The following is a 24,836-nucleotide window of genomic DNA, read 5'->3' on the forward strand; positions in this document are numbered from 1 at the left end:
AAATTTGCCTTTGGGCTATCACCCAAAAACTTGCTGGCTAGACTGTGCTCCCGACTCACCTTGTTCAATCAGGTTTTTCATTTTCTTACCTGGTGTGAACTTCACAGCGCGTCTTTCCGGAATCACAATCGGAACTGCAGCGTTTTTAGGGTTTCTTCCAATTTTCTGTTTGCGTTTTACGACTTCAAATACACCAAAATCACGAAACTCGAGTCGATCTCCATCTGAAAGATATTCAGTCATACAATCTAGAAAAGATTGGACAACCATCCTGACATCATTCGGATGAAGCCCTTTTTGACGCGAAATCTCATTGATGAGCTTCTTCTTTGTAATTGTTGCCATATCACCCGACTCCTATAATTTTAGACAAGAGATAAACCCACTCTTCTCATGATTTAGCTTTTCTTTCAACAGAAAAACTCAACCCTTGTCGATTTTTTTTTACCTAGCCTCATTTTTGTATCATGTTGATTTTCAGGCAAGTTATTTTTCATAAATAGGAATCAAATATTTTTTAATGGGTGATTTTAATGAGCATTTTCTTCTTTTTACCAGAGCCAATCATCATATATTTATTACCGATCAAATGCTCCTCTGCAATCGTAAAAGCTGGATCTTCGACTTTTTCGTTATTGAGGTATGCTCCGCCGTTTTTGATCAATCTTCCAGCCTCACCTTTACTTGTCACAAAACCAGCTTTCGTAATGACATCAGTGTATTTTTGGTCCAGAATCTCTCCAACCTTTAAAGCAACATGAGGCATATCGCGCGCAATTTCTTCTAAAATTTCTGGATCAAGCGATGCTTTGGAACCGGGAGCAATTGCTGCCGTGACGCGAAGAGCTATTTGAACTCCTTCGTCTCCATGGACAAAGCGAGTCACTTCTTCTGCAAGCCTTTTTTGTGCAGCAAAGGGGGTGAATTCTCCTGATGCAATTTCTGCTTCATAAGATTCGATCTCTCCGATATCCATAAATGTGAGCATTCTCATTAGCTTTGTGACATCGGCATCTGCAACGCGAACAAGATACTGGTAAAATTGATAAGGTGAGGTTCTTTCTGGGTCGAGCCAAATGGCGCCTTCTTCACTTTTTCCAAACTTTCTCCCATCACTTCGAGTCAGTAAAGGATAAGTCATTCCAAAAACTGATTCACCGACTAGCTTACGCGTCAGTTCAATTCCTGCAGTGATGTTGCCCCATTGATCGCTTCCACCCATCTGCAAACAGACATTATTGTCCTTATATAAATGATAAAAGTCATATCCCTGAAGCACTTGATAAGAAAATTCGGTAAAGCTCATCCCTTCTTCTGAATTTATGCGAGATCGGACGCTGTCCTTTCCTAGCATTGGACCTAAACGGAAATGCTTGCCAACATCGCGTAAAAACTCAATGAGTGAATAAGAAGAAAGCCAATCGTCATTGTTAACCATCATTGGTGGAGCTGTAGGGTGAGAAAAATCAAGGCAACGCTCAAATTGTTTTCGGATTCCCTCAACATTTGCCTTTAGGACTTTTTCATCGAGGAGGGGTCTTTCAGTATCTTTTCCAGAAGGATCTCCAATTTTACCTGTCCCTCCTCCTAGAAGAATCACAGGTGTATGGCCATATTTTTGAGACCATGCAAGTGCAATAATCCCTACTAAATGCCCCAAATGAAGGCTGTCAGCAGTCGGGTCAAATCCTATGTAGAGTTTTAGGGGCTCTTTGGCGCGTTCTCGAAGCTCATCACTCGAAATTGCGTCGATAAATCCTCTTTTTTCTAAAGCATCAATAACGGTTTCCATGGCGATGAGTTTACATTGAACGAAGGATTTCTCTCAAGTTTCGTGATGAAAATAAAAGGATTCAACTGACTGACAAATTGTAAGAGGAACTAGCAAAATCCAAGCTTTATCAAATGAAGAGATCGTAATCTGATGATGTGTTGCAAAACCATTGCAGACAAAGAAATTTAGGGAGAAGTTGATCACGTTTCGCGCAAGAACAATCCACGTGCGCTGATGATAGGTCTCACCTTGCAATTGGTGTCCAAGAAAGTCAAAGAAACAAAAATCAAACGCAACGAGAGCTTCTAAGCAAGATGCAGCTAAAGGATTGACTCCTGAAAAGAAAGCAACCAGCCCATTCACAGCAGCTCCAACGGAAGCCATTGGAACCCCAATCGTCGTAAGCTTCCCAATAGGATGGGCAGCCGACATGGACTTAAGATTCCCATTCGGATAGTAAGTTTCTTCTAATGTCCTCGCAAAAGGACAAATTCCATTCGTCATCATTACTCCAAATTTCCAAATTTTCTGAAAAGCATGATAACAAAAGCTGGGATAAAAAAAAGTTTTTATCCCAGCGGAAGTGATACTTATCTTCATCAGCCATACGATGAAAACAAAGTCTTTAATTTCTGACTTTTTTTCCTTCGCTATCCGTAAAGTTCCCTAAAATGATCTGGAAAATATTGTAAAGCCAGACAATCCCCGGAACGATTCCAAATGTGATCCAGCCTAAACAGATCGTTGTTCCAAGAGTCAGAAGACCTTTCCCGATATTCCCGACATAAAAGTGAGGGAATCCCACGTACCCCAGAAAAAACTGCAACAAGAGAGTCACAAAAAAACTTTTCTGACTTTTCTCTTCGTCAGCTTTTTTCTCATGATAATGTATATGGACTTGTTGCGTATTGGGAGGAATTGAGGGGTGAATCGTGCTTTGCCCTGAATATCCCGGAGGGGTTGCTTCTCTGCCTTTTTCTGGTTCTTCACCAAAGATTGTGTATCCTGTCTCAGAAGAACCGCTAGACTCATTGATTGCATCGACCATTTTTGCCTCCTTGAGGTTAAGAGTCATATTCAGTGCAAGGATTTTAAATTTAAGATCTATAAAGATCCAGAACAATCCTTGCGGTTGCAACTAATGACTCTCAAAATCTCATGGAAATCAGGAGGGCGCAAAATTGAATAAACTAGGTTTATAACCCCGACAATTTAGGAGGGTTAGATGGGTATTAATCCCCTCTAAGGCGGAGCATGAGCTCTGAAATTTTTTGACTCCGATCCGCAGTATTTTGATTTTCATCAAAAAGGGAGATCGATTTTGATTTAAGAACCACTCGATGAGGGGCGTGACGGGAAATCCAACGGTGAATTTCTAGAGATTTCCGCTTCAGTGCCTGCGGGGTCACATTTTCATCCATTTCCTGAAGGTATTTCCGCAACTTTTCGCGCGTCTTTTTTGTTTTCGAACTTTCTTCTGCAAGTAGTTGACCTTCATCCTTATCAGACATGAAATTCCTCTTCGAGGTTAGTTCTCTTTTTCCTTACCATGGCACAACATCTTTCAAAAAGAAAGAGAAAACTCTTGTCAGCAAAAAACATTTTTTAAAACATAGACTCATGGACATAGAACTCTTAAAAAAGCGAGCCGGCGAAAAAGCGGCAGAGTGGATTGAAGATGGAATGCTCGTTGGGTTAGGAACTGGCTCTACGGTGTATTACTTCATAGAAAAGCTCATTCAGCGCTGCAAAGAAGGCCTAAACATCACAGTTGTTTCGAGTTCCATCCGGTCATTTGAGCAAGCTCAAAAAGGTGGGATTCCAACAGCCGATATGGACACGGTGACCCAGATCGACATCACGATCGACGGAGCTGATGAAATCGACAGTCAAAAACGGATGATCAAAGGAGGTGGTGGAGCCCTACTGCGCGAAAAGATCTTAGCCAATACTAGTAAAGAATTGGTGGTCATCGTCGATGAATCAAAAGTCGTCGAGCAGCTAGGAAAGAGGGTTCTTCCTGTTGAAATCCTTCCCTTTGGTTATAGCGCGACGATCGAAAAAATCCGAGTCCTCGGATTTCGTGGTGAAATGCGAACCTTAGGTGGAGATAAATTTTACACAACCGACAACGGCAACTACATTTACGATATTCAGTTTCAAGAGCTTCGTGAGTCACCTGAAGAGGATCACGACCGTCTCATCCATATCCCTGGCGTTTTAGAAACAGGCTTCTTTTTCAATCTCGCTGGCCGTGTTCTGATCGGTGAGTCATCAGGTGATCTCAAACAACTTGATTAAACCTGAACTTAGGGTTTATTTGGCTTATTTCCAGAAGAGAATTCTCAGTATTTTTGACAAAGGGAAGGGCTAAATGGTCCTTTTCGAGATAAAAAGGCTGGGAAGAAAGAGAAAAATCCCTGAGAATGAGTGAAATAAACTCAGAGTTCAGGTTAATACCTTTAATATGGTATGTGGAAGGAAGGAGGTCGTATGGATTCCGAGCTCATTCCGATACAATTTAATAAAATCATGCAGTCCCCTTCCTATACGGTATTTATCTTAGGGACAGAGGCCAAGCAGTTTGCGATCTATACCTCACCGCATGTGGGGGTTCAAATCCAAATGCATCTCACAGACCAAATGAAACCGCGCCCCTACACCCATGACCTCATGAACTCCATTTTCAACGGCTTAAATATTGAGCTCCTCCATGTTGTGATCAGCGACGTGCAGGATACAATTTACTATGCTCGACTTTTTCTCGAGCAGGTGGTTGGAGAAACCAAACAGATCATGGAAATTGATGCGCGTCCGAGTGATTGTCTCTCGCTTGCTCTAGAAAACAACGTGCCGATCTATTGCACGAAAGAAGTTTTCGATAAGGTTCTCCCCATCGACCCCTAAGCACTCCTGAATGCTGAGGTAGAATCCAGAGTTTTCCGCCCTTCTTGTCCCCCTCTAAGAATTTGCTCGCCCCAACGTCTGAGGTGGGATCCGGGGTTTTCCGTCATTCTTTTCCCCATCTAAGAATTTACTCGTCCGTAGTTGGGGTCGGGGGATTTTTGGTTGCTTTTGGGTCCAAGATTTTTCTGGCTGACAAAGTGCGGAGATTGATGGCTACCCTTCACGGGTAGTCGAGATCGAGCACAAAGTCAGACGGGAAAAGATGGGGCAAAAAGCAACCAAAAATCCCCCGACCCTAACGTCCTAGAATTTGATGTTGAATTTGTTGCTTGCAAGACGCATAATGGCATTCACGGCCTCTTCGGCATCTTGTCCTTCGGCCTCAATATTGATCTTCGCTCCCCGACCAGCAGCGAGCATAAGAATTCCAAGAAGAGATTTTGCATTGACACTCAGCCCTTCATAGCGCAGGTAAATTTGAGACTTAAAAATTTGAGCACATTTAACGAGCTCAGTTGCTGGGCGAGTGTGAAGACCTTTATCATTGACAATGACAAAAGTCTTTTTCACTTTAGGCTCTGACGTCATGGTCACCTAATCTAATAATGTATTATCTTCCCTGTGTATGTATTGACATACAACGCTTGAGTTTTTTGATCAACTTTTTTTACAGAATTTTAACATTGCATTTCTTTTTCTAGATCTGTGACAAACCCATCAAAACGGTTAAGAAGTTTTTCGATAGGTTCCTTGCTATGCATCTCAACACCAGCTTCTTGCAAGAGCTCTAATGGATACTTACTTGAACCTGATGAAAGGAACTTGGTGTAAGCATCGCGAGCAGATTCTCCTTCGGCCAAAACGCGCTGAACAAGAGCAGATGCAGCACTGATTCCGGTTGCATATTGGTAAACATAAAAATTGTAGTAGAAGTGGGGAATGCGCAAGAATTCAACGTCAATTTCAGGGTCAGCTGTTAAATCGGGGCCATAATAGTCGATATTCAGTTGACGATACGCTTCTTTTAAGGTTGTAGGTGTAAGAGGAATCCCCTGCTCAGCTAGAACATGCAATTTAAGTTCAAACTCAGCAAATTGCGTTTGTCTAAAAAGAGTCGATCGAATGTCATCGATTTTTTGATTTAAAAAGTAACACTTCTCTTGATGAGAAGAAGCTTTTTCAACGAAGTAGCGGAATAAAAGGTCTTCGTGAAATGTTGAGGCAATTTCTGCTAAGAAAATCGGGTAGTGTGAGTACTGATAAGGTTGGCCATGATTACTTAAGTACGAGTGCATACTATGCCCTGCTTCGTGAGACAATGTCATCACATCGCGTAGCGTTCCGTGAAAATTCATTAAGATAAAAGGAATGCTGTCATAACAGCCACTTGAGTAGGCACCCGATCGCTTGCGTTTGTTTTCGAAGAGGTCCACCCATCTTTCTTCTCCAAGCCCTTTTTCTAAAGCAGCTTGGTAATCACTCCCCATCACAGAAACAGATTCTAAAATGGCTGTTTTGGCTTCATCAAAGGTGTATTTTTTTTCAAACTCAGGAACGAGCGACACATGCAAGTCATGACAGTGGAGTTGATCCACGCCAAGCAGTTTTTTTCGCAGTTTGATGTAACGATGAAGGCATCCAATGTTTTCTCGGACGGTATTGATCAAATTGTGGTAAACGTCGATGTCAATTTGATGTGGAGTCAATGCCGCATGCAAAGCTGAAGGATAATGACGCGCCTTGGCCATGAAGATGTGATTCTGAACTTGGCCATTGATCAGCTCGCAAATGGTGTTTTCAAGCTGTTCGTACTGTTTATGAAGCTCTACAAATGCATTTTTGCGCAGCGTGCGATCTTTTGACTGCATGTAGAGAAGACAAGAGCCGTAACTGAGATCTTTTTTCTCTCCTGTTTCCGTTTCGATTTGTGGAAACTTTAGGTCGGCATCATTTAAAAGGCTAAAGGCCTTTTGTGGAGTTTGAAGAGCTTTTCCCGCAAGAGAGAGTAAGGCTTCTTTATCAGATGAGAGCGTGTGAGGCTTGAGTGCATAGACTTTGTTCAGATAAACCTGATAGTCTTTCAGTTCTGGAGCTTTTAAATACGTTTGAAAGGTGACATCGTCAAGCTGTAAAAGTTCAGGTTGAATCCAAGACGTTTCATTATCATATTCATAGTAAAGCAGGCTAATCCGATCGTAGGCATTTTTGTGCACGTCGTGCACAACATCTTCATCATGGCGCAGGTGGGCATAGGTATAGAGCTTGACGATATTGCGTTCGCGAACGCTGCTGTCAAAAGTTTTGCTAAAAGAGCTGGACCTTCATGCATTTTTCCTTGAAACTCTTGAATTTCGGGAAAACGCACTCCTTTGATTTTTTCTTTTGCTAAGGATTTAAACCCTTTTTCCCAAGCCTCTAAACTCGGATAGAGAGAGGCAACGTTCCATTTGTGTTCATCTGCGATTTCTGTGCGTTCTTTTGCCATGAAATGAGGTCCTTTTACTGATGCTGAAAAACTATTAAATTTAATTCAGAACTCTATTCTCTAGCAAGAGAAAATCTTTATTTTAACAATTTATATTAATCTTAGCGGTTAATATAATATTAATGTGATTTCCAAATTTTTAATTAAAAGGGTTTTCTATGTCAGAAATTAGTTCAGTTGGTGGAGATGCGGAACTTTCAACAATTTTTGCAACAGAGGCTGTTGAAGAAAAGGAGAACTTTGAGTCTATTCTAGATTCAAAGCCGATTTGCACACGCCCAACTAAACTCCCTCAAATCAAGCAAAAAGTGATGGCAACAGAGCTCCAAATTGCGCATTGCCGCCAATTTGTCGCAGAGCATTGCAACCGTCACCCTCAGGTCATGAATGCTCTAGACAAAGCCAGTCTTGGGTTAACCTATTTGGCCAAGAAAAAGGACGTAGTATTGAACTAGAGCGCCTTCTTGCCGCTGTTGAGTTCGCTGCTGAAAAACACCAATTTCAAACGCGAAAAGACCCTGAAAAAACCCCTTACATCATCCATCCTTTGGGAGTCGCCCAGTTCACACTCGATTTGGGAGGCTTAAAAGACACTGACGCGCTGATCGCTGCGCTGCTTCACGACACACTTGAAGATACAGACACAACTCCAGAAGAAGTTGAGCAGCTATTCGGCCCACACGTTTTAGCCTTGGTCCTCGATTTGACAAATCCTGCAGATCTTAAAGGTGACGCCTGTAAAATGGCGCAAATTACTCATGCTCCTGACATGATTGAAGAAGCAAAAATCATCAAGCTTGCAGACAGGTATTACAACGTGTGTGACTTAGAAAACGTTGTTTGGAATCAAAAATCAATCGATGCCTACATCCTTTGGGGAGCAAAACTCAACCAAGTCTTGCGAGGCACAAGTCCAAAACTAGAGCGAGCCATTGACGACAAAGTGACAGAGCACTTTCAAAGCCGCTTTCCTTCAGGTGTTGAATTAGGACAACTTGGTGACAAATGGGAGTTTCTTTCCGATCATCTCCCAATAGGTGCCAATATTGATGGAATCGAAATGGCAACATGGAATGTTCTCAATACAGCTTACCTTTCATGGGTTGAAGTGCACAACACTCAAGGACTCAAAGGATCTCAAATCTCTATGACCAATCAGATGATTGATGAGGAAACGGGATTGACACTCAGAGATAAACTCGTTGTGGATCAAGTGATCGACATGATCAACCACCCGTCGCATCCAAAGCAATTGATCAGTTTACAAGAATGTGGTGCCGCATTTTTACAGGTTTTAAGAGACAGGCTTCCAGAGCATATGGCCATTGTTTATACTCAAGAAGAACCTCTGCCAAAAAATCAAGATGTGGTTGTCTATGACACCCGTCATTTGACGTATAGAGAGGACCTATCTAGCATCGATTTTCCGTACGAATGCGATCCGACAAGGCCCGTGATGAATTTGGCATTTGAAAAAAACGGCAAGCTATACCGCGTTGTGAACGGACATCTTCCAGGAGATCCAACTCTTCCCGGACGAGATGAATTTGCGGCGTATATCAACCTGATGGATGACGATGTTGTTGTCGCGATGGGTGATATGAACTTTACCCGCGAAGAGATGCAAAAGGCTTTCCTCTCACAAGGACAAGAAAATGTGCCTTTTTCTCTCATTTCCCCCTATCCGACAAATGTGAGTCTTTCTCTCAGATCGAAAACTATTGATCATATCTATGTAAAGGGAACTTTTGAATGGCAGATGCGCTACCCTGAAGAGGTCTTTGAAGGGTTAACCCCAACTGTCGATCTTCTCACGCACTAAAGAAAAATTAGCACTTTTGAAAAAAGAGTGCTAATTTTTATTGAAAAAAATCCCTTTTCTGACTACCATCGGGTATGTATAATGAACTAACATTATATATAGAGGAGTTTTTAAATCTTATGGAAACGAAAAAGAAACTTACACTTAGGCCCCTAGGGAATCGCGTTTTGGTCCAACGTCTGGAGCAAGAAGAGACTCTCAAAGGTGGCATTATCCTTCCTGATTCAGCAAAGAAAAAGCAAGAATCTGCCCGGGTCGTTGCCGTCGGCAAGGGAAAAACAACTGATGACGGTAAAATCCTCCCCATGCCTGTGAAAGAGGGAGACCTCATCCTTATGGATAAATATGCAGGCCAAGAAGTGACGGTTGATGACGAAGAGTTCATCGTCCTCCGATCTGATGACATCATCGCAATCATTGAAGACTAAGAAGGAGTAAAAAAAACGATTATGGCAGCAAAAGACATTAAATATAGAGAAGATGCGAGACAAAAGATCCTCAAAGGGGTTAAAGCTCTTGCTTCTGCGGTCAAAGTGACTCTAGGACCAAAAGGACGAAACGTCGCCATCGATAAATCTTATGGTGCTCCTCACGTCACAAAAGATGGTGTCACCGTCGCAAAAGAGATCGAGCTCGAAGACAAGCACGAAAACATGGGTGCCCAAATGGTCATCGAAGTGGCCAGCAAAACTGCTGATAAAGCAGGAGACGGGACCACAACAGCTACAGTTTTAGCAGAAGCCATCTATACTGAAGGACTTCGCAATATCACAGCTGGCGCTAATCCTATGGAAGTGAAGCGTGGGATTGAAAAGGCCGTCAAAACACTAACTGACGAGCTCAAAAAAATGAGCAAATCGATCCAAAACAGCAATGAAATCGCTCAAGTTGGAACCATTTCTGCCAACAACGACGAAGAAATTGGAACGATCATTGCTAAGGGAATGGAGCGTGTTGGAAAAGACGGAACCATGACTGTTGAGGAAGGAAAAGGGTTTGAAACCACTCTTGATGTTGTCGAAGGAATGAACTTCGACCGTGGTTACCTTTCTGTCTACTTTGTCACTGATCCAGAAAACCAAGAAGCAATTCTAGAAGATGCTTTTGTTCTGGTCTACGACAAGAAGATCTCAACAATGAAAGACTTCTTGCCTATCTTGCAAGCAGCTGCAGAAAGCGGTCGCCCTCTTCTGATTATTGCAGAAGATGTTGACGGCGAAGCTCTTGCAACACTTGTTGTCAACCGCCTCCGTGCAGGTCTCAAAGTTTGTGCTGTCAAAGCTCCTGGTTTTGGAGACCGCCGCAAAGCCATTCTTGAAGATATCGCAATTCTAACTGGTGGCCAATTCATCAGCGAAGAACTTGGCATGAAGCTTGAGAATGTCACTCTTGACATGCTCGGCCGCATGAAAAAAGCTGTCGTTAAGAAAGAAGACACAACACTCGTAGAAGGTGCAGGCAACAAAGAAGAGATTCAAAAACGGATCGCTCTCATCAAAAAGCAAATCGACGAGAGCACATCTGATTACGATAAAGAAAAACTCCAAGAAAGACTTGCTAAGCTTTCTGGTGGAGTCGGAATCATCCGCGTCGGTGCTGCAACAGAAGTGGAAATGAAAGAGAAGAAAGATCGCGTCGACGACGCCCTTCAAGCGACAAAAGCAGCAGTCGAGGAAGGCATTCTTCCTGGTGGAGGAACAGCTTTCATTCACTGTATTCCCACTTTGAAAAAGCTCGCGGAATCCATGACAGGCTGTGAAAAAGTCGGAATGGAAATTGTGATCAAAGCCATCACATACCCACTTCGTCAGATCGCAGAAAATGCTGGTATGGAAGGTTCTATTGTTGTTCAAAAAGTGATGCAATCCAAATCGCAATCTGAAGGATGGAATGCACTAACAGATGTTTACGGTGATATGATTGAAATGGGTGTCATCGACCCCACAAAAGTTGTTCGCCTCACCATCGAACTAGCTGCATCAATCGCTTCACTGCTTCTCACAACTGAAGCAATCATCACAGATGAGCCAGAAGAGAATAAAGCTCCTGCGGCTCCTGCGATGAGCGGTATGGATTATTAATCCAGACCTTTTAGCAGGTTATAAAAAGGCGCTTTTCCCTTGGGAGAGCGCCTTTTTTTTTGACTTCACAAGAGGAATGCACTATGTCAATAAAGTATGCGCAAAGTACTCTTGATCATCTTTTTTCTCGTTGTCATCATCGCTGGCGTTGGCTACCTAGCCTATGACAACGCTGCGACGATCCTCGCCAAAATTATTGCTCACAAAACGCATGTCGCAGTCACGATCGATTCGATTGACTTTAAGAAGGAAGAATTCACGATCCACGATTTTCAAATGGCAAATCCAAAGGGAACTCGCCTTCCTACTGCTCTCCGAGTTCAAACGATCGATGTCAAGGCCGCCTATAAGCGCTACTTCGAAAATCCGATCGAGATCAATGAAATTCATCTCGATAATGTGTACGTCAACATTCAAATCTACGACAAAGACCAAACTCGAGGAAACTGGCAAACGATCATGGGAAATATTGACCATGACAATAAAAGCCCTCTTTCCGTGGAACGGGAAGCTATCATTAGGCGACTCCTGTTAACAAATATCCGTATTGATCTCATTCTTTCAGATGGCAAGCTCCATCAGCTCTCTCCTATTGAAAGACTTGAGTTTAACGATATCACATCAGAAAGAGGAATCCCAACTCAAGAAATCGCTGAAATCATCGTTCAAAAGATGATGCACCAAATCTTCCTCGAAAAAGGACTGAAGACCATTATCGAGGCACCAGTTGATGTGATCAAAGGGTTCTTCCCCTTCTTTGGTCATCTTCTAGAAGATGATGAATAGGTCAGTCTTACCCATTCGTCGTAAACCCTGGGAATAAGGTCATTCCTCCATCGACAAAGATGCTCGTTCCGTTGACATAGTCAGCTAAGTCGGAAGCAAGCCAAACGGCGGTGTGCCCAATATCTGGTGGCTCGCCAATCCGTTTGTAGGGAATCACATTCATGAGCTTCTCATAGGCCTCTGGTGTATCCCATGCTTCTTTATTGATAGGCGTTCGAATCGCTCCAGGGCAGATGCTATTGATCCGCACTCTTTGAGAAGCATATTCTTGAGCAATACTTTTCATCATGAGCATCACACCGCCTTTGGAAGCAGCATAATTTGCATGACCTGACCAAGGAATCATTTCATGAACAGAGCTCATACAAATGATTTTTCCCGCAGCGCAAGAGACCTCTTTACGTACTCCTCGTCGCAAAAACTCTCGAATGGCTTCACGTGAACATAAAAACTGACCTGTAAGGTTAATCCCGATTACCTTATTCCACTGATCAATTGTCATGTCAGCAAAGCAAGAGTCTTTTTGAAGGCCCGCGTTGTTAACGACAATATCAACGGTGCCAAATTTCTCTATGGCTTCTTTAAACATCGCTTGGACTTGATCTTCTTGAGAAACATCAGCTTTAATGACCAAAGCCTGTCGTCCAATAGCAGTGACTTCTTGAGCCACTTCTTCTGCTCGCTCTTTCGAACCTGCATAATTAATGACAACATCTGCTCCAGCTTTTGCTAAAGCAATTGCCACACCTTTTCCAATTCCAGAGCTCGATCCTGTCACGATTGCTTTTTGCCCTTTGAGTAAATCGGGCAAATCGCATACAGGCATCACAACATCTGCTGGTTTTTGTTTCGGATATTTTTCCATATGTGTACCTCTCGTTTTCTCAACCTATAACTGATGGGCTATTTTCAAAAAAAGAGGATTTCGTGCTACAAGTAAAGTTATGTTTAATATCATTGAGATTTTTCCAAAATTGGCTCGAGTTTTCCCCAAAACTATTGAGGGAATTGTCTGGTTTGGGATGTCTGTTGTGTCGTTTTACCACAGCTTTTCCGAAAACACATTTTTCAATATGTCTTTTGAAGATGCCCAAGGACTTGAAAAAGTCGGCAATGTTCTCCTCTCCCCTGTGCAATACCTGTGCGACGGAAAACTTATTTCATACGATGAGACATCTCACACGTTCACTTTAAAGCCACGCTTCAACTACGAAACGCGCAAAAAAGTTTTTTCGCCTCTTGCTTTTTCAACTCTTCCTCCCGGATTGCTTTTAGGGACGGTGGTGAAATCGCTTGCGTATCTTTCTCCAGAAACACGACAGCGACATCAGCAGTTGAAAACCTTTCTCACCTCCACATACGTGCAATCTAATAAGGATTATTTTCAATCATTGGGAATTCAGGTCGAAGACTTTCGAACCGCTCCTTACATTAATTCTCCTAGACATCAAAGAAGGCCTGGTGACGAAAATAACCTGGTAGAAGATAAAGAGGCTCTCCTAGAAATCACAAAACTACTATCTGAAAAAGATATTCCTTTTTGGGTCGATTGCGGAACTTGTTTAGGAGCCTACCGCTATGGAGGAATCATCCCATGGGATAACGATTTAGATTTAGCTGCTATTGAAGAAGATTTTGACAATATCATGCATGCCCTTCAAGCTCTTGATGAAACAAAGTATGTCGTTCAAGATTGGTCCAACCGTTGCCGCCCTGGAACCTATATTAGAGTCTATATCAGGTCCAACCGGAATCATATCGACATTTACTTGAATGCCATTGATGCTGATAATGAAACGCTCACAAATATCCTTTCGTATGGAGAAAGTCATTTTATGGCTGAAAGTTGGAAAATTCGGGAACGCATGTTTGGAAAACCTGTCCCGTTTGACGTGATTTTCCCTCTCAAAAAAGCCAAGTTTGATGGGATCGATATCCCTGTTCCAAACCAAATAGAGGTTTACCTCTCTTATAAATATGGTCCGAATATCTCGCCTGTCATGATCTACAACGAGGAGACAGATCAATACGAAAAGGATCTTTCCCACCCCTATTGGGGCATTCCTCTAGTACATTAACTAAAATTTAGCTGTCAGTCCGACGCGGCCAATGAATCCCCGATCAAGTGAGTAGCCTGGCAAATACCCTTTGCTCTTGTAACCCGCCTCAGTATAGAGATAGAGGGGACTTCCTCCTCCAGTCAAATACCAGCGTGAAATTAAAGAACCAGCAAATCCTAGACTTCGATCTTTAAGCCCAGGAACGGCAGGGTTAACATCGTCAACGAGAACATCAAAAACCCGGGTAGGTTGCTGAAAATCGGGTTGGTACCAGACATCGAGTTTGAATCCAAAGATTCCCCCTTTCCACGAGAGCATCTGATCAAAGTCAATCCCAGCACCATAAAAGCTAACGCCTCCATGATCTCCCCACTTTCCATACACATATAGAGGTGCTCCATTAATTGCGAAATACCCCTCAAGGTTCTTTTCTAGTCCATAGGGAGCTAAGGTGACTTTGAAGCTGGGGAGAAACTTGACTTTCCCTATTTTGAACATGGGAACTTTAAATTGCTTCCCCGTTGCAACGTAGTACCACCATGCACCAAAAGAGTAATAAGTAAAAACGTCTAACCAATTATAGTACGACTGCCCTTTCAAGTAAGAAATGGAAATTTTATTGTTAGGGTAAAGACGGTTCATCCAATAGACATAAGACTTTAAGTCATTCCCATCAAAAGGATCTTCATCTGCCCCTGACAGGCTCACGTCTAAATCATAAAGACCTGTAGCCCTCCCATAGAGAAATAAGGATTGTTGTGACAAAAAATAAAGCTGAGACATGCGTGCATCAATCCGGCCATCTCCAACCCATTTCATTTTCAGCTGGCGTGCTAAAATATCTTGAGCTTCAATTCCTGCGATGTTGATCGTGTTGATTTCAGTCACTGTTGCTCGATCTGTCATTCTAAAACCTGTAGCGCCTCCTCCTGTTAAGGAGTAAGGAAACGGCCAGCCAATTTTATAGTTCGTTACCTTAACATGGCTGCTTGGAAGCTCTCGGATCCGATAGCCATGACCAAACACTTCATGTTGCGTCACAGTGGCAAGCTCTCCTAGAGGATTCCAAATAAAAAAGAGTTCAGCAAACCGTCCAAAAGAAACACCTAATCCTTCTTTAGGCTCATCTTTGGGAGGAAGCATGATATCTTCACTGAGCTGAAGGATGCGCATCCCTGTGATGAGGTTTTGCCCACCTGAATAGGGAGAAAAATCTGGATCGACTAAAAGATCATATGGAGCCGAACTGAGAGTTTGGGTTCCAAAAATTGCGAGGAGAATTGCGAGGAGTACTTTTTTCACTTCCACCCTAAATAATAGATTCATAGAGGGAAGATCTTATCCTCTGGGAGAAAAAAAATCAAGGTTTGCCCTTCACAACCTCGTCCATAAGCTCCATGCAAATCTGTGGCTTTTCATCTTCGAAGCAAGTTTTGAGCTCTAGAACCGCCTCTTTCACATGCATTGGAAATGTCGCATTGACCTCTTCATCATCTTTCGGCCATGATGCATCGCGAGTTGCTTGGTCGGGCCAACGTGAATAGGCTACCCACATCCCCTCTTCAGCCCGATGTAAACTTGACCCAAGTGCTCCTCGATTTTCAACAAAAAAGGTCGCAACAGTATTCCAAGCTTTGCGAAATGCAGCTTCTTTTTCCCTCTTCACTACCCCGCGATAAATCACTGCAAACACAACAACCTCTCAATGTAAAATTAAAGTAATGATTCTATAGGCTGTCGCCAAAGTTGGTCAATCCTAGTTGAAAGGAAATTTCTTTTGCGGTATGGCCAAAAGCATGATCGCTGCATTATTTGGCCTGGCCGCTCTTGTTTTAATCTTTTTTAAATTACCCGGAGTCGCAGTCTGCATAGGACTTTTAACTTGTGAGGTTTGCGCCAGCGCAACTCCTTGGATTCCCCTTCTTGGGGCAGCTTACTTTTCCACCCTAATTGCCGTTATTTTCCTTTTTCCAAATTTCCCTAAATGTCCATGGCGCTATGTGGGTATCGTATGGGCGCTAGCATTGCCCGTTCTTCTCTATTCCCTCGAACCCCGCTGGTGCACAATCTGTTTCTTTGCACACTTATGCCACTTAGGTCTTTGGACTTTTTGGAGGCGACGTGAGAAGAGTGTGCCTCTACCACTCAGAATCAAAATTCTCCTGATTGTGGTTTCAGCAAGCGCTATGACAGCACTCTACGCCGCACTCAATCTAACCTTACTCCGCTTCTAAGGGAAGCGGATTGAGCAATTCAGTCTCATGTGTGCATCAACCCAGGCTTCAGTTGCACTCAGAGTCTCTTCATAAGAAATTTTTTGATCCTCTGATTCTTCACAAAGCACCAAATGGCATTCTTTCCCAGCCTCATTCATTGCATGGGCAAAGTCTGTGACTTCCTCAACACTAATCGTAGAGTGACCTTTTCGATGGAGTAAAAAGAGAGGAGCTTTAAGCTTATTAACCTGCGAGTAGAGTGAACGTGCTTCGATTGCATCTAAATCTTGAATATCAATTTCATAATTTTTTTCTCGCAAAATAGCGAGCAAGGGATCACCTGGAAACATATGCCTAAAAAAGTCATACCCTCCATTAGTACAGACAACCAATCGGACATCGTCTCTCATTGAAGAAAGAAGTGCCCCAGCAAGCCCTCCTTGCCCAAATCCAATCACACCAAAGTCCTTCACACCAAGAGTTTCTTTGATGTGGTTGACCGCTTCATTCACAACAAGCATGGTGTGGGGCCCACAAAAATCTTTCTGCCCTGAAGTATCTCCATAGCCAGGAAGGGAAATTGAAGCCACTGCATACCCCTTTTTAAGCCAATGATTGCACCAATCAGTCGATAGACCTCTAAGCCCTTTATCTACAGCCGCACCATGAAAAAAAATCAGGAGTTGATCAGAGCCCGCTTGGGGAGATTCCATATAGACTTCAACTTTTTCCCCAATACGATCTGGAAGCTCAAGCAGAAAAATGTTGTCTTCAATTCCGTACCCTTTTGTAAGTCCCAAACATAGAAAAATCATGAGTAAGTTGCGCATAGCTATACCTCCAGTCGTTCTACATTCCAGCCTAGCAGTCTTGCACGAAGATTTTCTGGAAAATCCTGAGGAAGCAATGATGCAGCTTGCTCGGGGACTACCCAAGTATAGCTAAGATGCTCAGGGCTCAAAGAAAGCGTTTCTTTTTGAGCCAAGGTGCAACGATATGTTGCATAAATCACTCCACAGTCTCCGTTTTCAGTCGGAACGCGAATCGTTGTTAAATCGATTGTAACAGGAGAAATCTCTGTGATTTCAGTTATCCCTGTTTCTTCAAAAACTTCCCTACGTAGCGCTTCAATAGGTTTTTCTCCTCGATTGATGCGCCCTCCTGGCAAATCCCAAATCACTTGATCGCCATCTGCTGATAAATCAAACTTTTTGGGATTAAGTTGAAGTAAAAGCATCTCTCCGCCTTCTCGAAAGAGAAGAGCTTTCACTCCTAAATGAAAACAGTCTTCTTGTGCCATGAGTGTCTCCTTTAAAAAAATTTTAGGACTTCTAGGTCTTTAAAATCAATGTGATCTCTGGTATTTTGCTGCTTATTTATGACTAAGTGGAGGAATGTCATGCCAACAATTGAACTTCGAGGAAAAACTTGCTTTTATCAAGATCGTGGAGAAGGTTACCCTCTCTTACTTGGTCATAGTTTTTTATGGGATAGTGCCATGTGGCAACCACAAATCGAAGAACTCTCAAAACACTACCGCTGTATTGTTCCAGACCTTTGGAGTCACGGTCAGTCCGATCCTCTTAGCTCCACAGCGACTTCTATTGATGCTCTTGCAGACGATTATTGGGAACTGATGCAAGCCCTCAAGATCTCTGAATTTGCTCTCATTGGTCTCTCTGTAGGAGGCATGTGGGGAACACTGTTAACGCTGAAACATCCAGAGGCTGTTAAAGCCCTTGTCTTAATGGATACATTTGTGGGAAGTGAACCTACGCCCACCCAGCAAAAATACTTTGGGCTGTTAGACCTATTGGAAAAAGAAAAAGCATTTACCCCAGCTCTATTCAGTCAAGTCGTTCCTCTCTTTTTCTCTCCTACAACTCTGTCACAAAATCCAACACTAGCTGAAAATTTTCACCAAAAATTGAGCGCGCTTTCTCCAGAAAGCATTGAAGGAATGGTGACATTAGGAAGAGCTATTTTTTCACGCCCCTGCTTGCTAGATCAACTTGCAGACATTCAAGTGCCAGCGCTTGTGATCGTCGGGCAAGATGACATCCCCCGCCCCCCATCAGAAGCTCGGGAAATGAATGCGCGTGTTCCCAACTGCTCACTCAAAATTGTTCCGGAAGCTGGGCACATTTGTAATTTAGAAAAACCGGCAGAAGTGACTTCGCATCTAACAGATTTTTTGCAACAACATCTACCGGTTTTACAGCGCCTTACTCGTCCTTAGATAGTGTCATTACGAGTTAATCAATCCTTAATCGACTCCTGGAACTTTTCTTCCAGGAGCTGCTTTTTTATTGCCTATCTCAAGACGACACTATCTAACGATGTAACGCTCGAATGTTCGATCATTCCATTGCCTATATGAACAAGGAGCTCCAGGAACTCCGCCATAGCGGCTATCTTTTGTCAGCTCTGAGGTTGAGTGAATGACAGTATCCATTGGAGCATCTGTAAAGAGCACCATTGTATACCGTTCCACATTGCCTGCAGCTTTCTGCACGCGATGCTCCGTTGCACGGATTTTATCATTCATCACAAGCTGACCAAACTCCCCTACCTGAAACATCATCACATCAGGATCATTGGCAACCACTTTTTGATATGTTTCTCCTATTTTCACAAAAAGGCCGGCCTCTGCAGGCTCTGGAACTTGTTTTCCATTCTCAAAGTAAAAAGCGGGAACAAGTGCTGTAAATAAGGAATGATCATAGTGAGCCCCACACCAGTAAGGGTTTTCATAATCAGTCTTTTTATTTTTACAGTAGTAAAGCATCCGCCCAACGCGAGGCGTTTCATCTAAATAGATGCCTGTTGAAACCCCAATCATGCCGAGTTTAAACATGATTTCTTCTCCCATATCAGCCATCAATTGCCCCAACTCTAAAAAGGGGCCTTTCAAATCAAGTTCATCCGGCCATTTGTTTTGAGAACGATCGGGAACCAGTCCATAATACGACACTTTTAAATCATCAATCACCCAAGTTCCATCAGACCTTTGGAATTTTTCTTTTCCTCGTTCATACCCGAGAAACATTTCCCCTTGCGGAGCATAAGCTTCTTTCACTTCCTCAGGAAGTGCCGAAAATTCCCGTGCGGTTTCGATGAGATTGAGCACCTTTTCACGATAGGAGGGAACTCCACGAATCCCAACAATCCCCTGATCATAGAGCGCCTGTTCAAGCTGCTCAAGGGCATTCGGATCTCCTCTCGAAAAATCCTCATACGAAATCACAGTTAAGTCAAGCTTTTGAGCTGCAAAACCGGTTCCAGAAATAATAAAAGCTAAAAAAACGAAAAATTTCAAAGACCTACGCATAACACACCTTCCTTGTAGGTAAGAAGAGAAAGAGTCCCTTCCAGTTTTTTTGTAAGCATCTTTTATGAAACTTCAATTCTTTTTTGTCTACTTATGCTGTCGGAGTGCTGGCTATTCCGATCTGATTCCCGATTCGAAAAATAATAACAGGTGAAATTTCTCAATTTATGTTATAGCTCAAAAAAATTTTTCTCTGTGTGATCAAAGGAGGTCTCTATATGAAAGATAAAGATCCTAAACCCACAACAAATGATGCTGGAATCCCGGTCTCCAGTGATGAATATTCTCTTACCGTTGGCCCTGATGGTCCGATCCTACTCCAAGACCACTATCTCATTGAACAGATGGCTAACTTTAACCGAGAAAAAATCCCTGAACGTCAGCCCCACGCAAAAGGAGCCGGAGCTTTTGGTAATTTTGAGGTGACCAAAGACGTTAGCTCCTACACAAAAGCCGCAGTCTTTCAGCCTGGAACAAAAACAGACACTCTTCTCCGATTTTCAACGGTTGCTGGTGAACAAGGAAGCCCTGATACCTGGAGGGATCCTCGAGGCTTTGCTCTAAAGTTTTACACAAGCGAAGGGGTCTACGATATGGTAGGCAACAACACTCCTGTCTTTTTCGTCCGAGATCCGATGAAGTGTCAACATTTCATCCATTCCCAAAAAAGGCGCGCTGACAGTGGACTGCGAGACAATGATATGCAATGGGACTTTTGGACTCTTTCACCTGAATCTGCACACCAGGTGACTTGGCTGATGGGTGACCGTGGCATTCCAAAGACTTGGCGGCATATGAACGGCTACTCAAGCCATACGTATATGTGGGTCAATAATAAAGGGGAAAAATTCTTCGTAAAGTACCACTTTAAGACGCATCAAGGAATCGAATGCCTGACACAAGATGAAGCTGATCGTTTAGCTGGGTCTGATGCTGATTACCATCGTCGCGATCTATTTGAATCAATTAAGCAAGGGGATCATCCGAGCTGGACATTGAAAGTACAAATCATGCCTTTCGAAGAAGCAAAGACTTACCGACTCAACCCATTTGATCTCACAAAAGTTTGGCCTCATAGTGATTATCCCCTTCATGAAGTGGGCCGTCTCACACTTAACCGTAACCCAACGGATTTTCATACCGAGATCGAGCAAGCAGCCTTTGAACCTAACAACATGGTCCCAGGAATCGGTCCCAGCCCTGATAAAATGCTTCTCGCTCGTCTCTTTTCCTATGCCGACGCTCATCGTGCTCGCTTAGGAGTCAACTACAAACAGATCCCCGTCAATCGTCCTAAGTGCCCTTTTCATAGCTACAGCAAAGACGGGGCAATGCGATTAGAAAACGTTTCTGACCCAGTTTACGCCCCCAATTCCAAAGGAGGACCAAAAGCTGATGAGAAGCGGTACCCTCAGTTGGAAGTATGGGATGCAAGTGGAGAATTTGTACGTGCAGCCTATACATCAAGAAAAGACGATGATGATTGGAGTCAAGCTGGTGAGCTTATCCGCAAGGTCATGGATGATGCGCAACGTGACCGCTTAGTTTCAAATGTCGTTGGACATCTAAGAAATGGTGTCTCAGAGCCCATTTTAAAACGAGCTTTTGAGTATTGGTGCAACATCGACAAAGACATTGGCGAGCGCATCAAAAAAAGTGTCAAATCCTAACTAACGGAATCTCAGCTACGAAAGGCGAAAAGCACCTTTAGGTACGGGTCTGATGAACTTCGTGGATTATTTTTGAAGGTTACAGAGAAATTTGAAGCATTTATGAGATGTCTTAAGTTGCTAATTATTCGCGACCAAACGAGGGGAGTTTGAAAAACGTCCTGAACTGAGAACATTTTCTTCCTTTTTGCCTCTATATAAACTATAGTTTTTCCCTGGAGATTTAAAATGAAATTCAAACTGATATTTATATTTTGTTTGTTTTCTACGTTTATATTAGCTGTTCAGCTGAATGATTCGATTACAAATAATGGGCTGGATGATAAAGAAGAAACAACGGTTTCGGACAAAAATGGACTTTGTGAGCAGACCCATAATACCCAATTTATCAACGGAAAGCACTATAGGTACTCATACGCAAATCACTATTGCCCTCTAGAAAAAATCGATAAGGAGATTATCGACGAGGCTTTAGATGAGTTACAGAACTCTTTTCCTGAAGAATCTGTAGAACTGTTTCAACAGATCATACGCAAAAGAGTTTACGAGGGTTGCTGTATGGGAGCTTGTGTTTTCTTTTTAGCTCACCCTGACAAGACCGATTGGACAAGAGATGAGAAAAAAATGGTTGTTAAATTTCAAGCATTTGAAATGCTCAAAATTCACTTACTATCAGGTCTAAATAGTAAAGAAAATACAGATCTTATGTCGTTTTTGGAAGACTGGGATGACGAAATAGAATCCTATTTTTCTAAATCACGAGACCAAAAATGCCTTCGCCCCTTATGTCGCACCTCTCACCCAAGTTTAGGTGAAGCTCATTTCAAAATGAATGAGAAGCGAGGCGAAATAGATTGTGATGAGATTGCGGACAAGCTTTTAGATTACTACAAAAAGGGATGCGTAGAATTTATTATACTTTTTGGCTTCGAACTCACGCGTACATCAGAGCAGAAAGGCCATGCTGTATTGGCTCAGTTTAACAAAAAGAGAATTGTCGATGCCAGCTCTGGGATTTTTTATTACGAAAAATGTGGTTCTATGGCCGTAGATCTCATCAAAAATGCAGTTTCTATGCCAGATTCACGCAAGGTGCTTTTCTTCACTATTATTCCTCTTACTGAACCCTTAGAAACGCTTTGCCAATAAAAAAAAAGCCCCTCTAAAAGAGGGGCCTTGCTCTCCGGATGCTGGATTCGAACCAGCGACCAATGGATTAACAGTCCACTGCTCTACCGCTGAGCTAATCCGGAACAGTCCATCCATCTTACTCAAGCGTTTATTATTTATCAATGGGGAAGAGATCGATGCAAAAGAAATCTTCAAAACAGCAGCATTTTCACTCAAAAAAGAATAGTTTTTTGTCGAAACTTGGAGTACCATTCTCCTCATGGATCAACTCAGTGGATACATCGAAAACATTGTCTTTTCTAGCGAAGAAAATGGCTTCACAGTCGCACGGCTCAAGCAGCCGAGAGAAAAAGACCTCACCACCATTACCGGTACAATGCCAGGGATCAACCCTGGGGAGACCATCCATTGCCGGGGCATGTGGAAGCACCATCCGAAACATGGGCGTCAATTTGAAGTTGAAAGCTATGAGCTGACGGCACCCGTTGATGTTCTGGGCATCCAAAAATATCTCGAATCAGGCATGGTCAAAGGGGTCGGCCCCATCTATGCCAAACGGATCGTCGAGCATTTTGGAGTTGAAACGCTTAAGATCATCGACAAGTACCCCTATCGACTTCTCGAAGTTCCTGGAATTGGAGAAAAGCGAGTGCAACAAATTGAAACGTGTTGGGACGAGCAAAAGTCGATCAGACGCGTTATGATCTTTTTACAATCGCACAAAGTGAGCCCCTCTTTCGCACGCAAGATTTTCAAAACTTACGGAGAAGATAGCATTGAAAAAGTCACCGAGAATCCCTACTCACTCGCGCGGGATATTTTTGGGATAGGGTTCAAGACAGCCGACCAATTGGCTCAGAATATGGGGATTGAAAAAGATGCCCCCATTCGCATTCAAGCAGGAATCGAATATGTCTTGTGGGAACTAAGCAATGATGGTCATGTCTGCTACCCCATTGAACTTTTTTTGAAAGATGCCGAGGCCATCTTAGAGGTGGACCCTGAAAAGATCCGCCAAGAAATCGATGCTCTTGATGAAGCTAAGCGCATTGTCAAAGGTGAAGCAAATGAAGCGCCTTCAATTTGGATTCGCCCCCTTTTCATGGCTGAGCTGGGCATTGCGCGCGAACTCAAACGCATACACGATGGGGAATGCAGCATCCGCTCTGTGCTGATGGATAAAGCCGTCGAATGGGCGCAAGAAAAACTGCGGATGCGGTTTGCCAAAGAACAAAAGGTCGCCATCGAAAAGAGCCTTTCAGAAAAGCTTCACGTGGTGACTGGAGGACCCGGTACGGGTAAAAGCACCATTACAAGAGCCATTTTATCGATCACTTCCAAACTCACCGACAAAATCACATTGGCGGCACCTACAGGACGCGCGGCAAAACGGCTCAGTGAAATCACCTACAAAAAAGCCTTTACAATCCATAGTCTCCTAGAAGTCAACTTTCAGGAAGGTGGATTTAAGCGAAACAAAGACAATCCCCTTAAATGCCGACTCCTCATTATTGATGAGGCTAGCATGATCGACACCCAACTCATGTACCATTTGCTAAAAGCTATTCCTGATGAAACACGTGTGATCTTTATTGGAGATATCGATCAGCTTCCAAGTGTGGGTCCAGGAACCGTATTAAAAGATCTTATCGAATCAGAACGCATCCCTGTCACGCGATTGAAGCACATTTTTAGACAAGGGCGTGGCTCTCGCATTGTTCAAAGTGCCCACCGTATCAACGCCGGTTATTTTCCAGAACTTACCTATGATGCCGAGAGTGATTTCAACTTTTTAGAAATAGAAAATCCCGAAGAAATTCTAACACGCACAGTCTCTCTCATCAAAAAAGAAATTCCTCAAAGATTTGGATTTGATCCAATCAATGAAATCCAAATCCTCTCGCCAATGAAACGGGGACTGATTGGAATCGACAACTTCAATCACATCTTGCAAAAAGAACTCAATCCTCAATCCATGCAACTCTTACGTATGGGACGGGTCTTTCAACCTCAAGACAAAGTCATGCAAATTCGCAATAATTACGATAAACATGTCTACAATGGAGATGTAGGGCGTATCCTCGAAATGGACCTCGATGAGCAGAAATTGACCGTCGATTTTGACGGAAAAGAGGTCTCCTATGACTTTTCGGAGCTCGACGAGCTCATGCTAGCCTATGCAGTCTCTATCCACAAATACCAGGGAAGCGAGTGCCCTTGTGTGATCATTCCCGTCCATGTGAGCCACTTTAAGCTCCTCTTTAGGAACCTCTTATACACGGGACTGACCCGTGGGAAGAAGCTGGTCCTCCTCCTAGGGACGAAAAAAGCCCTGGCCATCGCCATCAACACCGATAACGCCCAGAAGAGGTACACTGGCCTCCGGGAACTCCTCTCAGAAGCCATACAAGGGCAGGAGACGGAAAAAAGGGAAAAAATCCCCTTAACCCCTTGAAATTAAAATATTCTGTTGATAAAATAAACTTGTGGGGTGAAACTCGGGAACTAGTAAAGGGTCAAAAGAAGTTACATAGAGATTAAAAGGAGATCAGACCTATGAAGAAGGCAAAAAG

27 protein-coding genes and 1 tRNA gene are annotated in these 24,836 nt (G+C 43.1%); 13 read left to right on the forward strand and 15 right to left on the reverse strand.

Going from position 1 to position 24,836, the window contains the following annotated elements; genetic code table 11:
* Positions 1-18: 18 nt before the first annotated feature.
* The 5 genes from ACOOFG_RS08170 to ACOOFG_RS08190 form a co-directional block, all read right to left on the reverse strand.
* A complete protein-coding gene (locus ACOOFG_RS08170; protein WP_420420988.1) occupies positions 19-345 on the reverse strand; it encodes an HU family DNA-binding protein in 327 nt (108 codons plus the stop codon).
* A 172-nt stretch (positions 346-517) separates the two neighbouring features.
* Positions 518-1,792 carry a tyrosine--tRNA ligase gene (tyrS, locus tag ACOOFG_RS08175; RefSeq protein WP_420420989.1) on the reverse strand — a complete coding sequence of 425 codons (1,275 nt, stop codon included), beginning with the start codon at positions 1,790-1,792 and terminating at the stop codon, positions 518-520.
* 33 nt (positions 1,793-1,825) lie between these two features.
* Positions 1,826-2,281, reverse strand: coding sequence for a hypothetical protein (locus ACOOFG_RS08180; protein WP_420420990.1), 456 nt, complete (start codon positions 2,279-2,281; stop codon positions 1,826-1,828).
* Positions 2,282-2,399: 118 nt separating this feature from the next.
* Positions 2,400-2,822 carry a TM2 domain-containing protein gene (locus ACOOFG_RS08185; RefSeq protein ID WP_420420991.1) on the reverse strand — a complete coding sequence of 141 codons (423 nt, stop codon included), beginning with the start codon at positions 2,820-2,822 and terminating at the stop codon, positions 2,400-2,402.
* A 184-nt stretch (positions 2,823-3,006) separates the two neighbouring features.
* Positions 3,007-3,285: a hypothetical protein gene (locus ACOOFG_RS08190; RefSeq protein ID WP_420420992.1), complete on the reverse strand. Its 279-nt coding sequence runs from the start codon at positions 3,283-3,285 to the stop codon at positions 3,007-3,009.
* A gap of 109 nt (positions 3,286-3,394) precedes the next feature.
* Between ACOOFG_RS08190 and rpiA the strand changes: the two genes are divergently transcribed.
* Both rpiA and ACOOFG_RS08200 read left to right on the forward strand, forming a co-directional pair.
* The gene (rpiA, locus tag ACOOFG_RS08195; protein ID WP_420420993.1) at positions 3,395-4,075 is read left to right on the forward strand and encodes a ribose 5-phosphate isomerase A; all 681 of its coding nucleotides are present in this window, start codon (positions 3,395-3,397) and stop codon (positions 4,073-4,075) included.
* Between the two features lie 192 nt (positions 4,076-4,267).
* Complete coding sequence (locus ACOOFG_RS08200; RefSeq protein WP_420420994.1) at positions 4,268-4,681, forward strand: bifunctional nuclease family protein; 414 nt, start codon at positions 4,268-4,270, stop codon at positions 4,679-4,681.
* 303 nt (positions 4,682-4,984) lie between these two features.
* Here the strand turns inward: ACOOFG_RS08200 and ACOOFG_RS08205 are convergent, their stop codons facing one another.
* The 3 genes from ACOOFG_RS08205 to ACOOFG_RS08215 all read right to left on the reverse strand — a co-directional run bounded on the left by ACOOFG_RS08205 (position 4,985) and on the right by ACOOFG_RS08215 (position 7,166).
* Positions 4,985-5,269 (reverse strand): HPr family phosphocarrier protein, encoded by a 285-nt coding sequence (locus ACOOFG_RS08205; protein ID WP_420420995.1) that lies wholly within the window; start codon positions 5,267-5,269, stop codon positions 4,985-4,987.
* An 89-nt stretch (positions 5,270-5,358) separates the two neighbouring features.
* Positions 5,359-6,894, reverse strand: coding sequence for an oligoendopeptidase F (pepF, locus tag ACOOFG_RS08210; RefSeq protein ID WP_420422678.1), 1,536 nt, complete (start codon positions 6,892-6,894; stop codon positions 5,359-5,361).
* A complete protein-coding gene (locus ACOOFG_RS08215) occupies positions 6,777-7,166 on the reverse strand; it encodes a hypothetical protein (RefSeq protein WP_420420996.1) in 390 nt (129 codons plus the stop codon). Before ACOOFG_RS08215 ends, pepF begins: the two co-directional genes overlap by 118 nt.
* 158 nt (positions 7,167-7,324) lie before the next feature.
* Here ACOOFG_RS08215 and ACOOFG_RS08220 point away from each other — a divergent pair, with 158 nt between their 5' ends.
* From ACOOFG_RS08220 to ACOOFG_RS08240, 5 genes are all read left to right on the forward strand, one after another.
* Positions 7,325-7,621, forward strand: a complete 297-nt coding sequence (locus tag ACOOFG_RS08220) for a hypothetical protein (protein WP_420420997.1) — start codon at positions 7,325-7,327, stop codon at positions 7,619-7,621.
* Positions 7,528-8,988 (forward strand): HD domain-containing protein, encoded by a 1,461-nt coding sequence (locus tag ACOOFG_RS08225; protein WP_420420998.1) that lies wholly within the window; start codon positions 7,528-7,530, stop codon positions 8,986-8,988. The genes ACOOFG_RS08220 and ACOOFG_RS08225 overlap by 94 nt, the downstream gene beginning before the upstream one ends.
* Before the next feature lie 119 nt (positions 8,989-9,107).
* Positions 9,108-9,416: a co-chaperone GroES gene (locus ACOOFG_RS08230; protein ID WP_420420999.1), complete on the forward strand. Its 309-nt coding sequence runs from the start codon at positions 9,108-9,110 to the stop codon at positions 9,414-9,416.
* Between the two features lie 21 nt (positions 9,417-9,437).
* The gene (gene groL / locus ACOOFG_RS08235) at positions 9,438-11,069 is read left to right on the forward strand and encodes a chaperonin GroEL (protein ID WP_420421000.1); all 1,632 of its coding nucleotides are present in this window, start codon (positions 9,438-9,440) and stop codon (positions 11,067-11,069) included.
* A 96-nt stretch (positions 11,070-11,165) separates the two neighbouring features.
* Positions 11,166-11,855, forward strand: coding sequence for a hypothetical protein (locus tag ACOOFG_RS08240; protein ID WP_420421001.1), 690 nt, complete (start codon positions 11,166-11,168; stop codon positions 11,853-11,855).
* A 7-nt stretch (positions 11,856-11,862) separates the two neighbouring features.
* On the opposite strand, the gene ACOOFG_RS08245 is transcribed toward ACOOFG_RS08240, so the two are convergent.
* Positions 11,863-12,681 carry an SDR family oxidoreductase gene (locus tag ACOOFG_RS08245; RefSeq protein WP_420422679.1) on the reverse strand — a complete coding sequence of 273 codons (819 nt, stop codon included), beginning with the start codon at positions 12,679-12,681 and terminating at the stop codon, positions 11,863-11,865.
* A gap of 118 nt (positions 12,682-12,799) precedes the next feature.
* Here ACOOFG_RS08245 and ACOOFG_RS08250 point away from each other — a divergent pair, with 118 nt between their 5' ends.
* Complete coding sequence (locus tag ACOOFG_RS08250) at positions 12,800-13,933, forward strand: LicD family protein (protein ID WP_420421002.1); 1,134 nt, start codon at positions 12,800-12,802, stop codon at positions 13,931-13,933.
* Here the strand turns inward: ACOOFG_RS08250 and ACOOFG_RS08255 are convergent, their stop codons facing one another.
* Both ACOOFG_RS08255 and ACOOFG_RS08260 read right to left on the reverse strand, forming a co-directional pair.
* On the reverse strand, positions 13,934-15,217 hold the full coding sequence (locus ACOOFG_RS08255; protein ID WP_420421003.1) for a hypothetical protein: 1,284 nt from the start codon (positions 15,215-15,217) through the stop codon (positions 13,934-13,936).
* 58 nt (positions 15,218-15,275) lie between these two features.
* Positions 15,276-15,608 carry an antibiotic biosynthesis monooxygenase family protein gene (locus ACOOFG_RS08260; protein WP_420421004.1) on the reverse strand — a complete coding sequence of 111 codons (333 nt, stop codon included), beginning with the start codon at positions 15,606-15,608 and terminating at the stop codon, positions 15,276-15,278.
* A gap of 91 nt (positions 15,609-15,699) precedes the next feature.
* Between ACOOFG_RS08260 and ACOOFG_RS08265 the strand changes: the two genes are divergently transcribed.
* Positions 15,700-16,149: a hypothetical protein gene (locus tag ACOOFG_RS08265; RefSeq protein WP_420421005.1), complete on the forward strand. Its 450-nt coding sequence runs from the start codon at positions 15,700-15,702 to the stop codon at positions 16,147-16,149.
* Here ACOOFG_RS08265 and ACOOFG_RS08270 read toward each other — a convergent pair.
* Together ACOOFG_RS08270 and ACOOFG_RS08275 are read right to left on the reverse strand one after the other, a co-directional pair.
* Positions 16,146-16,961 carry an alpha/beta hydrolase family protein gene (locus ACOOFG_RS08270; RefSeq protein WP_420421006.1) on the reverse strand — a complete coding sequence of 272 codons (816 nt, stop codon included), beginning with the start codon at positions 16,959-16,961 and terminating at the stop codon, positions 16,146-16,148. The genes ACOOFG_RS08265 and ACOOFG_RS08270 overlap by 4 nt on opposite strands.
* Positions 16,962-16,963: 2 nt before the next feature.
* On the reverse strand, positions 16,964-17,431 hold the full coding sequence (locus ACOOFG_RS08275; protein ID WP_420421007.1) for an NUDIX domain-containing protein: 468 nt from the start codon (positions 17,429-17,431) through the stop codon (positions 16,964-16,966).
* A 99-nt stretch (positions 17,432-17,530) separates the two neighbouring features.
* On the opposite strand from ACOOFG_RS08275, the gene ACOOFG_RS08280 reads away from it, so the two are divergent.
* Entirely contained in the window at positions 17,531-18,370 is an 840-nt protein-coding gene (locus ACOOFG_RS08280) for an alpha/beta fold hydrolase (protein ID WP_420421008.1), read from the forward strand.
* A 90-nt stretch (positions 18,371-18,460) separates the two neighbouring features.
* Here the strand turns inward: ACOOFG_RS08280 and ACOOFG_RS08285 are convergent, their stop codons facing one another.
* The gene (locus ACOOFG_RS08285) at positions 18,461-19,462 is read right to left on the reverse strand and encodes a 2-oxoglutarate and iron-dependent oxygenase domain-containing protein (protein ID WP_420421009.1); all 1,002 of its coding nucleotides are present in this window, start codon (positions 19,460-19,462) and stop codon (positions 18,461-18,463) included.
* Between the two features lie 218 nt (positions 19,463-19,680).
* Between ACOOFG_RS08285 and ACOOFG_RS08290 the strand changes: the two genes are divergently transcribed.
* Both ACOOFG_RS08290 and ACOOFG_RS08295 read left to right on the forward strand, forming a co-directional pair.
* Positions 19,681-21,132: a catalase gene (locus ACOOFG_RS08290; RefSeq protein WP_420421010.1), complete on the forward strand. Its 1,452-nt coding sequence runs from the start codon at positions 19,681-19,683 to the stop codon at positions 21,130-21,132.
* Positions 21,133-21,360: 228 nt separating this feature from the next.
* Positions 21,361-22,281: a hypothetical protein gene (locus ACOOFG_RS08295; RefSeq protein ID WP_420421011.1), complete on the forward strand. Its 921-nt coding sequence runs from the start codon at positions 21,361-21,363 to the stop codon at positions 22,279-22,281.
* 32 nt (positions 22,282-22,313) lie between these two features.
* On the opposite strand, the gene ACOOFG_RS08300 is transcribed toward ACOOFG_RS08295, so the two are convergent.
* Positions 22,314-22,385 (reverse strand) — tRNA-Asn (locus ACOOFG_RS08300).
* Between the two features lie 137 nt (positions 22,386-22,522).
* On the opposite strand from ACOOFG_RS08300, the gene ACOOFG_RS08305 reads away from it, so the two are divergent.
* Positions 22,523-24,718: an ATP-dependent RecD-like DNA helicase gene (locus ACOOFG_RS08305; RefSeq protein WP_420421012.1), complete on the forward strand. Its 2,196-nt coding sequence runs from the start codon at positions 22,523-22,525 to the stop codon at positions 24,716-24,718.
* Positions 24,719-24,836 lie beyond the last annotated feature (118 nt).

The organism is Simkania sp. (genome assembly GCF_965215465.1).
GTDB lineage: Bacteria > Chlamydiota > Chlamydiia > Chlamydiales > Simkaniaceae > Simkania.